At 71.6% G+C, this 11252-nt stretch carries 13 protein-coding genes; 4 read left to right on the forward strand and 9 right to left on the reverse strand.

Features of this window, described 5'->3' with window-relative positions; genetic code table 11:
* Window positions 1–73: 73 nt before the first annotated feature.
* Window positions 74–730, forward strand: coding sequence for a helix-turn-helix domain-containing protein (locus tag AB0M02_RS16550; RefSeq protein WP_364227259.1), 657 nt, complete (start codon window positions 74–76; stop codon window positions 728–730).
* On the opposite strand, the gene AB0M02_RS16555 is transcribed toward AB0M02_RS16550, so the two are convergent.
* Both AB0M02_RS16555 and AB0M02_RS16560 read right to left on the reverse strand, forming a co-directional pair.
* Complete coding sequence (locus tag AB0M02_RS16555) at window positions 687–1217, reverse strand: polyadenylate-specific 3'-exoribonuclease AS (RefSeq protein ID WP_364227261.1); 531 nt, start codon at window positions 1215–1217, stop codon at window positions 687–689. The two genes, AB0M02_RS16550 and AB0M02_RS16555, sit on opposite strands and share 44 nt — an antisense overlap.
* A gap of 22 nt (window positions 1218–1239) precedes the next feature.
* The gene (locus AB0M02_RS16560; protein ID WP_364227264.1) at window positions 1240–2094 is read right to left on the reverse strand and encodes a phosphotransferase; all 855 of its coding nucleotides are present in this window, start codon (window positions 2092–2094) and stop codon (window positions 1240–1242) included.
* 234 nt (window positions 2095–2328) lie between these two features.
* Between AB0M02_RS16560 and AB0M02_RS16565 the strand changes: the two genes are divergently transcribed.
* Window positions 2329–3018: a Crp/Fnr family transcriptional regulator gene (locus tag AB0M02_RS16565; RefSeq protein ID WP_364227267.1), complete on the forward strand. Its 690-nt coding sequence runs from the start codon at window positions 2329–2331 to the stop codon at window positions 3016–3018.
* On the opposite strand, the gene AB0M02_RS16570 is transcribed toward AB0M02_RS16565, so the two are convergent.
* Entirely contained in the window at window positions 2989–3690 is a 702-nt protein-coding gene (locus AB0M02_RS16570; RefSeq protein WP_364227269.1) for a lysophospholipid acyltransferase family protein, read from the reverse strand. The genes AB0M02_RS16565 and AB0M02_RS16570 overlap by 30 nt on opposite strands.
* Before the next feature lie 144 nt (window positions 3691–3834).
* On the opposite strand from AB0M02_RS16570, the gene AB0M02_RS16575 reads away from it, so the two are divergent.
* Window positions 3835–4635 (forward strand): DUF308 domain-containing protein, encoded by an 801-nt coding sequence (locus AB0M02_RS16575; RefSeq protein WP_364227272.1) that lies wholly within the window; start codon window positions 3835–3837, stop codon window positions 4633–4635.
* 34 nt (window positions 4636–4669) lie between these two features.
* The gene (locus AB0M02_RS16580) at window positions 4670–6136 is read left to right on the forward strand and encodes a trehalose-6-phosphate synthase (protein ID WP_364227275.1); all 1467 of its coding nucleotides are present in this window, start codon (window positions 4670–4672) and stop codon (window positions 6134–6136) included.
* Here AB0M02_RS16580 and AB0M02_RS16585 read toward each other — a convergent pair.
* Genes AB0M02_RS16585 through AB0M02_RS16610 form a run of 6 tightly spaced genes read right to left on the reverse strand, consistent with a single transcriptional unit; the run spans window position 6116 to window position 11167 of the window.
* Window positions 6116–6907 (reverse strand): alpha/beta fold hydrolase, encoded by a 792-nt coding sequence (locus AB0M02_RS16585; protein ID WP_364227276.1) that lies wholly within the window; start codon window positions 6905–6907, stop codon window positions 6116–6118. The two genes, AB0M02_RS16580 and AB0M02_RS16585, sit on opposite strands and share 21 nt — an antisense overlap.
* The gene (locus tag AB0M02_RS16590) at window positions 6904–8247 is read right to left on the reverse strand and encodes an NAD(P)-binding domain-containing protein (protein ID WP_364227277.1); all 1344 of its coding nucleotides are present in this window, start codon (window positions 8245–8247) and stop codon (window positions 6904–6906) included. The genes AB0M02_RS16585 and AB0M02_RS16590 overlap by 4 nt, the downstream gene beginning before the upstream one ends.
* Before the next feature lie 19 nt (window positions 8248–8266).
* Window positions 8267–8950 (reverse strand): endonuclease/exonuclease/phosphatase family protein, encoded by a 684-nt coding sequence (locus tag AB0M02_RS16595; protein WP_364227280.1) that lies wholly within the window; start codon window positions 8948–8950, stop codon window positions 8267–8269.
* 12 nt (window positions 8951–8962) lie between these two features.
* Window positions 8963–9916: an ROK family glucokinase gene (locus tag AB0M02_RS16600; protein ID WP_364227281.1), complete on the reverse strand. Its 954-nt coding sequence runs from the start codon at window positions 9914–9916 to the stop codon at window positions 8963–8965.
* 24 nt (window positions 9917–9940) lie between these two features.
* Window positions 9941–10705, reverse strand: a complete 765-nt coding sequence (locus tag AB0M02_RS16605; RefSeq protein ID WP_364227284.1) for a hypothetical protein — start codon at window positions 10703–10705, stop codon at window positions 9941–9943.
* 9 nt (window positions 10706–10714) lie between these two features.
* The gene (locus AB0M02_RS16610) at window positions 10715–11167 is read right to left on the reverse strand and encodes an SRPBCC family protein (RefSeq protein WP_364227286.1); all 453 of its coding nucleotides are present in this window, start codon (window positions 11165–11167) and stop codon (window positions 10715–10717) included.
* Between the last annotated feature and the right edge of the window lie 85 nt (window positions 11168–11252).

The following is an 11252-nucleotide window of genomic DNA, read 5'->3' on the forward strand; positions in this document are numbered from 1 at the left end:
TCTGTCCTCCACATCGGCAGGCTAACAGGACAAGTTGAGGAACTACCTCCACTTTTGTTGTAGGCTTGCCCACATGACCACCGAGGCCCGCCCGCTGCGGCGCGACGCCCAGCGCAACCGGGAGCGGATCATCGAGGCCGCCCGGGAGGTCTTCGCGGGCCGGGGGTTCGCCGCCACCCTCGACGACGTCGCGCACCACGCCGGGGTCGGTGTCGGCACGGTCTACCGCCGCTTCCCCACCAAGGAGGCGCTGGTCGAGGCGGTCTTCACGGACCGGCTGGAGGATCTCGTCACGCTCGCCGAGGAGGCCCTCGCGGCGCCCTCGGCCTGGGACGGCCTGACGGACTTCCTGCGGCGCTCGGCGCGCATGCACGCCACCGACCGCGGGCTGCGCGACGCGGCGCTGAGCATGGACGAGACCCATTTCGCGCGGGCCGGCGAGCAGATCGTGCCGCTGCTGGAGCAGCTGATGGCCCGGGCGCACGAGGAGGGCTCACTGCGGCCGGACGCCGGCTTCCGGGACTTCCCGATCATCATGGCGATGGTCACCGAGCTGGCGCAGAACAGCGCCGGGTGCCGGTCCGGCCTCTACGAGCGTTATCTGGAGCTGATGATCGACGGCCTGCGGGCCCGGCCGGGCAACGGCGAGCTCGGCGACGGGCCGTCCGAGGCCGACGTGCAGGCGGTCATGCGCGAGTGCGTGCCGCCGCTGGAGAGTCGCCGCCGCTGAGACCGGCCATCGTCTGCCAGCGGGCCAGGTTGTGCCGGGCGTCGACGAGCGCGTCGTGCCGGCCGGCCATCTCGGGCAGCCGTGGGCGGCCCAGGTCGTCCCAGCGCTGCCGGAGGTCCTTGGTGAAGCGCGGGATCTCACGGGGCAGGGCGGGCATCGCACCCCACAGCTGGGCGAGCGCCACGTGGTCGTACGCCGCGTACCACGCCCAGAGCTCCATCTGCTCGTCACGGCCGTGGATCGGCTCGGTCAGGAACTCGTACAGGTCCTGGCGGATGCGCTCCCGGCTGCGCCACGCCTTGTCCGAGGGCGACGGAAGCTTGTCGAGCACGTTGCGGCGTACCCACGGCACGGCGCGCGTGTCGTCGAACTCGGTGCTGACCGCGTAGAACTCGCGGCCGAACTCGTCGACGACACCGATCGAGACCAGGTCGACGATGCGCCCGTCCTCGATGAACTCACAGTCGTAGAAATAGCGATACACCATCGGGTCCCATCCTCGCCCATCGTCATCCGGGCATGGACTCCAGGGCCTCCCGCGCCGCCGACAGCGCCACCGGGCAGCCATAACGCGTCGCGCGGTCGGCCTGCACCGCCCACCGCAGGCGCAGCATCACCGGCAGTGCCGCGTCCAGTTCGTCGGCGCTCACCGGGCCCGCCGCGCGGTAGCCGTCGAGCAGTTCACCCGCCTCCTCCGGCCCGCCGGCGTAGGTGACGGCGGCGGCCACGTCGTACACCAGCGGCCCGGTGCCGCACGAGCCGCAGTGCAGCAGGCCCAGGCGGCCGGTGTCCGGGTCGAGGACGAACGCGTCCGGCGCCGGGTCACCATGCAGCACGCCGTAGGTGAGCTGGTCGGTCACGGTCAGCCGGGTCGCGGCGGTCACCGCTGCCGCCGCGGCGTCACGGAGCCAGGGCTCCGCTTCGCCGGAGACAGCGTCGGGGTCCAGCAACTGCCACGGGCGCAGGCCGGGATGCCGAAAATGCTGAAGAGCCTTGTGTACGAGTCCCAAGCGCTCGCCCCACCATTGCTGATCGAGTGGATCCCGCCCGTCGAGGTGCCGCCCCGGCACACGTCGCAGTACGGCGAGAGCGCCGAACTCCGTCTCCACGGTCAGCGCCCCGCCGAGTGTCCGCATCGGCTCCCCGGCCGCGATCCGCCGGGAGCGCAGATGTTCGGCGGCCATCTGCCCGGCCTCCATCGACGGCCGGGCGACGCTCTCACCCAGCCGTGCGACGTACCTCTCCGCGCCCGCGGTGATCTCCCAGCCCCGCGACATCACGGACGGCGGGCGCTCGGTGATCTCGGACGGAACGAGGTGCCACTGGTCGCGCAACGTCGATCGAAGGAGCTCATCATCCGGCACTGCGGGATTATCTCGACAGATGCCACCAAGAGGACGGACAGACTGGGCGACAATCACAGAAGGCAATGGGTGGTTTACAGAACGCTACCGAAGGGACATGATCGTACAGGGTGAGCTTCGATGTCCGGGCAGGAATGGCGCTCGGAGCACGCTTCGTGCTATTAGTGATCGTTCGCGTCGTGGGGCCGACGCCGGCCGAGTCGACGCGGTCCCCATCGGGGGAGGGATAACGCCGTGGACCATCGCATGCCGGATAACGGCGACGCATTGACCGGCGTGGACATGTTCGCCGGGCTGGAGCCGGATGTTCGGCAACGCGTCATCGCCACGGCCGTCCCACGTCACTACCGCAAGGGGCAGATCCTCTTCGTGGAGCACGACCCCGGGGACTCACTGATCATCATGAAGCGCGGCGCGGTGGCGGTCTTCCGCACCGCGCCGACCGGTGAACGCGCCGTCCTCACCGTCGTACGCCCACCCGACGTCCTCGGCGAGGTCTCCCTGTTGGACGCCTCCACCCGGAGCGCGTCCGCCGAGGCGATCGAGGACTCCCAGGCGCTGTCGCTGTCCCGGGCCGCCTTCATGGACCTGGTCCACTCCAACCCGCGCATCCTGGACGCCGTGATGCGTTCTGTCGGCGGCCTGATCCGCAGGCTCACCGAACAGAACGCCGACCACGTGTTCCTCGACCTGCCGGGCCGCGTCGCCAAGACCCTGGTCCGGCTCTCCGGCGAGAGCCAGGCTCCGATGATCACCATCGAGCTGAACCAGAGTCAGCTGGCCGAGATGGCCGGCGGCTCCCGGCAGAGCGTCAACCAGGCGATCGGCTCGTTCGCGAGCCGCGGCTGGCTGCGCACCGAGGGCCGCCGCATCGTCGTGACCGACGTCCAGGCCCTACGCCGCCGCGCCGGGATGGGCAGTTAGCGGCTGATTCTTGAGCGTGGAGGCGTAAACGTCCACGTACTCGCGGCCGGAGAGAGCCATCAGCTCGTACATGATCTCGTCGGTGATGGCCCGCTCCACGAAGCGGTCGCCGCGCTGCTCGGCGTACCGGCTGAAGTCGAGCGGCCGGCCGACGCGGATCCGGACGCGCTTGACCGTGGGCACGAGCGTGCCGGTCGGCTGGATCTCGTCGGTGTTCAGCAGCGCGACCGGGACGACCGGCGCGCCGCTCTCCAGGGCCAGGCGGGCTACGCCGGTCTTGCCACGGTAGAGGCGGCCGTCGGGCGAGCGGGTGCCCTCGGGGTAGATGCCGGCGATGTTGCCCTCGCGGAGGACCCTCAGGAGGGTGTCGAGGGCCGCCTGGGCCGCCTCGCCGCCCGAACGGTCGACGGGGATGGTCCCGGCGCCGGTGAAGAACATCCGGGAGAACCAGCCCTTGATCCCCTTGCCGGTGAAGTATTCGGCCTTGGCGACGAAGGTCACTTTCCGCTTCATGATCAGCGGGGTGAAGATCGAGTCGGAGAACGAGAGGTGGTTGCAGGCGAGGATGACCGGCCCGGAGCGGGGAACGTTTCCCAGCCCCTCCACCTTGGGGCGGAAGAGCAGTCTCAGCAGCGGTCCGAGGACCACCAACTTCAGCAGCCAGTAGAACACTGACGTCCTTTCAGCGGATGCCACCCGAGCGTCCGGGGCGAGGAGAAGCGTACGAAGCGGGGGCGGCGCGCCACAATCGCACTCCCGCAAGAGGTGCTTGCCGTGTCACCATTCAAGGCACGGTCGGCAAGGGGGTGTGCATCGGTGACAACGGGTGGCGCCCGTCGTGGGCGGCGGGACAACGGGCTCGACGCCGCTGACTACGCGGCGGCGGGTGACGTGGATCCACGGGTCGGCGAGCATCTGCTCGACGTTCTCGCAGCCGGCGGCATCGCGGCTTACCTGCAGCCGACCGCGGATCAGAACCCGATCCTGCGTGCCACGACGCTCCCCGCGCGGCCGACCGACCGGCTCTTCGTCGACCGCACCAGGCTGGAGACCGCCCGCGAGCACCTGCAGAAGGTGACCGGCGGCGCACCACCGACGCCACCCGCTCCGCCTCCCGCCGACCCGCGTCCGCAGGCCGAGGTGGACGCCGAGTGGGACAAAATCATCGCGGGCTTCCACACCACGGCCGACACCGAGGCGCCCTGGCCCGAGACGGAGAACGTCGACCCCCAGCAGGAGCAGCCCCGCACGGGCCGCCTCACCGAGGACGGCACGCCGTACAACCGGCGGCGCACCGACCCGCAGGAGCCGTCGATACTCTACGGACTCGACACCTTCGGCGCCGGCCTGCCCGACGAGGAGTTCGACGAGGACGAGGACCGCTACGTCCCGCCGCCACCCCCGCCGATGCCCCGCATCTCGAAATACGCGGTGATGGGCGTCCTCGGCGTGGTGCTGGGCTTCGTGCTGTTCCTGTTCCCCAACCTGATCCCGATCGACACGCACTACGTCACGCTGATCGGCTTCGGCGCGATCGTCGGCGGCGCGGTCATGCTGGTCTGGCGGCTGCGCTCCGGTGACGACGACGACGAATTCGACGACGGCGCTGTCGTATAGACAGGGATCGGTGTTCGCACAGTAACCTACGGTGATGCGTCAGAGTTCGCTCGTCGTCGTCGCCAACCGTCTGCCCCTCGATGACAACGCCGCCCCGGACGGCGCCTGTGAGTGGCGCCGCAGCCCAGGCGGGCTCGCCAGCGCCCTGCACGCCATCCTCGCCCCGACACCCGCGACCTGGGTCGGCTGGGCCGGCGGTGTGGGACCGGCGCCCAGCCTGCCCGACATCGGCAGCCTGCGGCTGCGCCCGGTGGCGCTGACCGAGGACGAGCTGCGCGGCTACTACGAGGGTTTCGCCAACTCCACGCTCTGGCCGCTCTACCACGACGCGGTTCAGCAGCCGGTGTTCAACCGGGAGTGGTGGGAGACGTACCGGTCGGTCAACCAGCGCTTCGCCGAGGCCGCCGCCGAGGTGGCCGAGGAGGGCGCCGCCGTCTGGGTGCAGGACTACCACCTGCAGCTGGTGCCGCAGATGCTCCGCGAGCTGCGCCCGGACCTGCTGATCGGGTTCTTCATGCACGTGCCGTTCCCGCCGCCGGAGCTGTACATGCAGCTCCCCCGCCGGGTCGAGCTGCTGCGCGGGATGCTCGGCGCCGACCTGGTCGGGTTCCAGCGGGAGCAGGCCGCGCACAACGTCGCCCAGCTGGCCAGGAAGCTGCTCGCCGCGGAGTCCACCGACACGGCGATCACCGTGGACGGCCGTACCGTGCAGACCGGCGCCTTCCCGGTCTCCATCGACGTCGCCGAGATGCGCGCGCTGGCCAGCCGCCCGGACGTGGTGGGTCAGGCCCGGCAGCTGAGGCACGATCTGGGGCAGCCGAAGCGGGTGCTGCTCAGTGTGGACCGGCTGGACTACACCAAGGGCATCGAGCACCGGCTCACGGCGTACAGCGAGCTGCTGCGGGACGGCTTCGTGAAGGTACGGGACACCGTCATGGTCCAGGTCGCCGTTCCGAGCCGGGAACGGGTGGAGAGCTACCGGGACCTGCGCGACCGGATCGAGGGCGAGGTCGGCCGGATCAACGGCGAGTACGGCCGGGTCGGCGAACCGGCGATCCACTACCTGAACCAGCCGTTCGACCGGTCGCTGCTGGCCGCCCTCTACCAGACCGCGGACGTGATGGTGGTGACCCCGCTGCGGGACGGGATGAACCTGGTCGCCAAGGAGTTCGTCGCGGCCCGGGAGGACGGCGCCGGCGCGCTGGTGCTCAGCGAGTTCGCCGGGTCGGCCGCGGAGCTGGAGCAGGCGTTCCTGGTGAACCCGCACGACGTGGACGGCCTCAAGGAGACGCTGCTGAAGGCCATGGAGGCCGAACCGGACGACCTGGCGGCCCGGATGACCGCGATGCGCCGGCACCTGACCCACCACGACATCCTGGCCTGGGCCCGCGCCTACCTGTCCGCTCTTGATCACACAGGCCGCCTGGCCGAACGGGTGCCCGGCGACCCGGCAAGGCGCCGCCGCGTCCCCCGGCAGAGATCAGTGACCCGGCCCCGATAGACCGGCTTCCTTGCCCAGCCAGTCCAGGATCGCGTCGATCGGCTCCACCCAGCCGGTGTCCAGCATCAGGTCGTGGCCCATGCCCGGGAAGAGCAGCGGTGCACCGCCGTAGTGCGCGGCCGCCTTGTCCAGCGCTCCGCGCCGCACGATCCGGTCGTCCGGGCTGCCCGCCACCAGGGTGGGCGGCGCACCGACCGGCGCCGGCGGCGCAGCACGGCCGAGCAGCTCGGCGCGCGGCCGGGCGTCGACGCGCTCCAGATACGCGGCAGCCTCTTCAACCGGCAACGACGGGCCGAACATCTGCCGCGCGGACAGCCGCAACCGTCCGCCGAAGACCGCCGGGAGCGTGCCGAACGGGTTGCTCCGCAGCGCGGCACCCAGCGCCGCCCAGCCGTCCAGCACCGGCGCGACCAGCACCGCCGCGCGGGCCGGGTAACGACTCAGGGCGCGGGACACCACGAGGGCGCCGACGCCGTGCCCGATCAGCACCGTCTGGCGCGGCAGCGAGGCGGCCGTCTGCACCACGTCGTGGACCTGGGCGCGCAGGTCGCCGCCGGGGCGAGGGGTGAGCGCGTGCGCCGCGAAACCGCGTCCGGCCGCGTGGCCGAGCCAGTGCTCCGCGTACGCCCACGCCCCGTGTCCCAGTCCCGGCACGAACAGCAGCGGCGGATGACCCTGGTCGTCGTCCTCGGGCAGCCTCGACACGACCTCCCGCTCGGCCGGTGGCACCGGGTCGGTCCAGTCGGAGAAACGCAGCAGGTCGGACTTCACCGGGCTGTCTCCATCTGCTTCAGCAGGCCGTCCAGGGACCGCAGGTAGTCGATGTGGTCCACCTCGAACCAGTGGCGCTGCGAGGGCACCACCTGACGGCGTGACCAGCTCGCCAGCGGGCGGGTGGACTCCTTCTGCTGCACCGCCGCGGCGCGTACCGGATCGGTGGTGCGCAGCCGCAGCCAGCGGGCGATCGCGACGCTCTGCCAGTGCGCCAGCGGCAGCACACCGGAGTCCGGCTGCAGCAGGCCCACCACGGCCAGCGTCGGGTGCTTGCGGGCGAACGCGTGCAGGTGCAGGTCGGGCCGGCCGTTCTCGTCGGTGTCGAGCAGCTCCGGCGCGAGGAAGTCGAAGCGCGGCCGGTAGCCGGTCGCGGTGATCACCAGGTCCGGCTCGACGCGGGTGCCGTCGGCCAGTTCCACCGCGGCGCCGTCGAAGCGGGCCACGTCCGGCACCGGGCTGATCCGGCCGTGCCCCAGGTAGTAGGGCAGCTGGCTGTTGACCACCGGGTGGCTCTCGAACGGACCGTGGTCGGGCGCGGGCACGCCGAACCGGGTGAGGTCACCGGTGGTCAGCCGGACCACGCGGCGGTAGATCCACTCGCGCAGCCGGCGCGGCAGGCCCCACTTGAGCACCCGGGCGTTGGTCTGGTCGGCGGGGCGGCCGAAGACGTACTTCGGCGCGTACCAGTAGCCGCGGCGGGTGGAGTGCCACACCTTCGCGGCCTGCTGTGCGGCCTCGACGGCGATGTCACAGCCGGTGTTGCCGCCGCCCACCACCAGCACCTTGCGGCCACGCAGCTTCGCCGGGTCCTTGTACGCCGACGAGTGCATGACCTGTCCCTGGAAGTCCCCCGGTATCTCGGGGGTCAGCGGCGACCAGTTGTGCCCGTTGGCGACCACGATCGCCGCGTAGCGCTGGGTCCGCGACGATCCGCCACCGGTCGAGCGGATGGTGACGTCCCAGCGCCCGTCGTCGGCCGGCACCGCGGAGACGACCTCCATGCCGAACCAGACGTGCTCGCCTAGGCCGAAGTGCTTCGCGTACCGCTCCAGGTACGCCAGGACCTGGCTGTGGTGCGGATAGTCGGGCCAGTCGTCCGGCATCGGGAAGTCGGGGAACTCGGTGAACGGGCGGGAGGAGATGAGGTGGGTGCTCGCGTACACCGGGCTGCGGTCGTGGCGCCAGTTCCAGGCGCCGCCGACGGAGGTCTCGCGCTCGTAGCAGTCGACCGCGAAGCCCAGCTCGCGCAGGTTCTTGATCGCGGTTAGTCCGCTGGCGCCGGCCCCGACGACACAGACGGCGTCGCGACGGTCACCCGGGTCGGGGGTGTCGTGCACCCGGCGATCCTTGCAGACCTCAGGGCTGGGAGGAAGGGAGCAGAAGGTCCGCGACGACGGGCAGATGATCACTAGCAGCGCGAGCGCGGTCCGTCGATATGATCTCGTAACTTTCGATGGAAACGTCCGGGGTCACGAAGAGCCCGTCGATCCGCCGCTGCGGCAGGGCCGCCGGGAACGTGGGCACGTCCTCGCCGGCGCCGAGCAGCCCGTCCTCGACCATCCGCCAGGCGCTGCCGCCCGGCCCCTCGTTCAGGTCGGCCGCGGCGATCAGCGGGCCCTCGGCGCGGTCCAGCTCGGCCTTCCAGTGCTGCGCCTGTGCCGGGCGCTCGGCCGGGTCGGTGGCCAGGTGCGAGCCGGAGACGGTGAACGTGGCACCGCGGACCGAGCCCTCGGCGAAGACCGCGCCGCGCAGGTGCCGCCCGGGCGTCAGCGGATAGCGCAGGCACCAGGTCCGCCGGATGGCAACCCGCAGGCTCACCAGCAGCAGGTTGCCCAGCGAGGGCAGGCCGCCGGCGGCCACCACCAGGCCGGTCTCGGAGGCCAGCAACGCGCACTTCTGCCGCCACCGGAACCGGCGCGGCGCCTCCTGCACGACGAGGACGTCCGGGGCGAGGTCACGGACCAGGCCGACCAGCGCGGCCCGGTCGTCCCGCAACCCGTGGACGTTGTAGCTGACCACCCGCAGCGGAACCCCGGACATCCCCGTTCCGCCTCAGCCGGCGAGCCGGGCGAGGTCCGCGGCGCCGACGACGCCGGCCACGTTGCCCATCCGCGCGGCCCGCACCTCGGCCACCGGGAACCGGTTGCGCTGGGCGAGCTGGTCCCGGTACGTCCGTTCGGCCGGGCCCATCAGCAGCGGCCCAGCGTCGATCACCCCGCCGCCGATCACCAGGATCTGCGGGTCCAGGCTCTGCGCGAGGTCCGCGAGGGCCACCCCGAGCCAGTAGCCGACCTGCGCGAACGCGTCCATCGCCACACCGTCACCGGCCCGCGCCGCCTCGGTGATCTGCCGGCCGGTGATCGCGAGGGCGTCGCCACCGGCCAGCTCGAGGAGTTTCGCGGCCCGCTCCGGCTCCTGGCGCGCGCCGGCGCGGCCGAAACGGACCAGGGCGTTGCCGCTCGCGTACTGCTCCAGGCAGCCGAGCCGGCCGCAGCCGCAGGGGTGCCCGTCCGGGACCGACTGGATGTGCCCGAGCTCGCCCGCGATGCCGTTGGCGCCGTGCCAGAGCTTGCCGCCCAGGACGATGCCGCCGCCGATGCCGGTACCCACGGTGATCATGACCATCGAGTCGTCGGCGTGCGCGGCGACACCGAACCGGAACTCCGCCCAGGCCGCCACGTTGGCGTCGTTGTCCAGCACGGTCGGCAGTCCGACGGCCTTGCTCACGTACGCCTGCAGCGGCTCGTCACGCCAGGCCAGGTTCGGCGCGAACAGCACTGTCGAGCCGGCGGCGTCGATCCACGCGGCGGCACCGATCCCGATCGCGGTCGCCTGCGGGTACTGCGCCGCCAGCTCGGCGGCCACCTCGACGATCGTGTCCCGGGTGCCGGCCGGGTCCTCCGCCGGCGTCGGCCGGCGGTTCGACGCGAGCACGTTGCCCGACTCGTCGACCACGCCGCCGGCCACCTTGGTACCGCCGACGTCGATTCCGATGGTCAGCGTCACGCTGCCCGTCCCCTCTGCAAAAAATCACACCGCGTCGCCGGCACGGGCGCCGTCGCCCGGAGCCGCGTCGCGGTCCTCGGGCGCCGAGGCGCCCAGGTCATGATCCACGCTACGGGGCGCGGCCGCGTCACCGGCGGCGGGCTCCGCGGTGGCCATGGCCCAGACATCTCCCCCGAACTGCGGCTTTCCACCCGTCTGACCGCTTTCCCGGGTGGCGGTGGCGGCCGCGCGCGCCTGTTCCACAGCACGTGCCACGGCCTCCTCGGCGGCCGCGGCCCGGGCCCGCGCCGCAGCGGCGGCCTCACGGGCGGCCTCCCGGGCACTCTCCGCGGTCGCGGCGGCCCAGGGGTCGTCGTCCGGCGCGGCGCCGGCCTCGGGGGCGTCGTCGGTGGCAGCAGCCCAAACCCGGTCCGGGTCAGCCTTGCGGGAGGGATCAGCCGGGCGGGCCTCGGCGCGCGGCGACGGCGGCCGGGGACGTTCGGAAGCGACACCCGAGAGGGCGCGCATCAGACCGGCCACCCCGTTGGCGATGTCACCGGCACTCGTGGCGAGCCGCTCGGCCGTCTCGGGGCTGGGGTCGCGCATCGCGGCGATCACCTTGCAGACCGGGCAGACACAGCACTCGGCACTGCCCGTGGACCACCCGCCGGAGAACGCTCCGGCCAGAAGTCCGAGGAGATCCGCGTGCGCTTTCTCCGTACCCTCTGAAGGGTTTTGAGAGGAAGCGGCGGCACGGGCGAGAAACGAAGCGACCAGCCGCTCGGCCTCCTCGCGCGCTGACCCGGCCATGTGCTCTCCTCAGTCCGCGGGAATGCTCTCGACACGGCGCTTGAGCTCCTTCAGCGCCGTATCCATGATCAACTTTTCGGCCTTGCGCCGGAACATGCCGAGCATCCCGATGGCAAGATCCACCGCCAGGGTGTACGTCACCGTCGTGCTGCCGTCGGCGTTCTCCGCCAGGTCGTAGGAGCCCTCCTGGGACCGCTGCGTCTTCGACGGCTCGACCAGGTGCCACTCGATGCGCGACAGGTCGTCGGCGTACGCGTACTCCAGCGTGTACTCGTCGACCAGCACGGTCGCGTCGATCTGGAAGCGGACCTGCGCCGCGTAACCGTCCTCGTACTCCTCGAGGACCTCCACCCGCTTGATCGACTCCGCCCACTCCGGATAGCGCGGGAAGTCGCAGATCACCGCAGCCACCTTGGCCAGGGGCGCATGGACCTGAATCGACTGCGTCGAGGTGTCCGCCATGCACGGCAGGCTACCCGCTGTTCGCCCCGGCACATGAGCCCGGGGCGCTGTCGCCGACGGGCCGTTTCCGGTCACTACCGCTACC

The organism is Actinoplanes sp. NPDC051861 (assembly GCF_040681145.1).
Classification (GTDB): domain Bacteria; phylum Actinomycetota; class Actinomycetes; order Mycobacteriales; family Micromonosporaceae; genus Actinoplanes.

Bases quoted from the DNA above. Each gene is read 5' to 3' on its own strand.
- AB0M02_RS16550 (WP_364227259.1), top strand. From the start codon at position 74: ATGACCACCGAGGCCCGCCCGCTGCGGCGCGACGCCCAGCGCAACCGG.
- AB0M02_RS16555 (WP_364227261.1), bottom strand. From the start codon at position 1,217: ATGGTGTATCGCTATTTCTACGACTGTGAGTTCATCGAGGACGGGCGC.
- AB0M02_RS16580 (WP_364227275.1), top strand. From the start codon at position 4,670: ATGCGTCAGAGTTCGCTCGTCGTCGTCGCCAACCGTCTGCCCCTCGAT.
- AB0M02_RS16595 (WP_364227280.1), bottom strand. From the start codon at position 8,950: ATGTCCGGGGTTCCGCTGCGGGTGGTCAGCTACAACGTCCACGGGTTG.
- AB0M02_RS16605 (WP_364227284.1), bottom strand. From the start codon at position 10,705: ATGGCCGGGTCAGCGCGCGAGGAGGCCGAGCGGCTGGTCGCTTCGTTT.
- AB0M02_RS16610 (WP_364227286.1), bottom strand. From the start codon at position 11,167: ATGGCGGACACCTCGACGCAGTCGATTCAGGTCCATGCGCCCCTGGCC.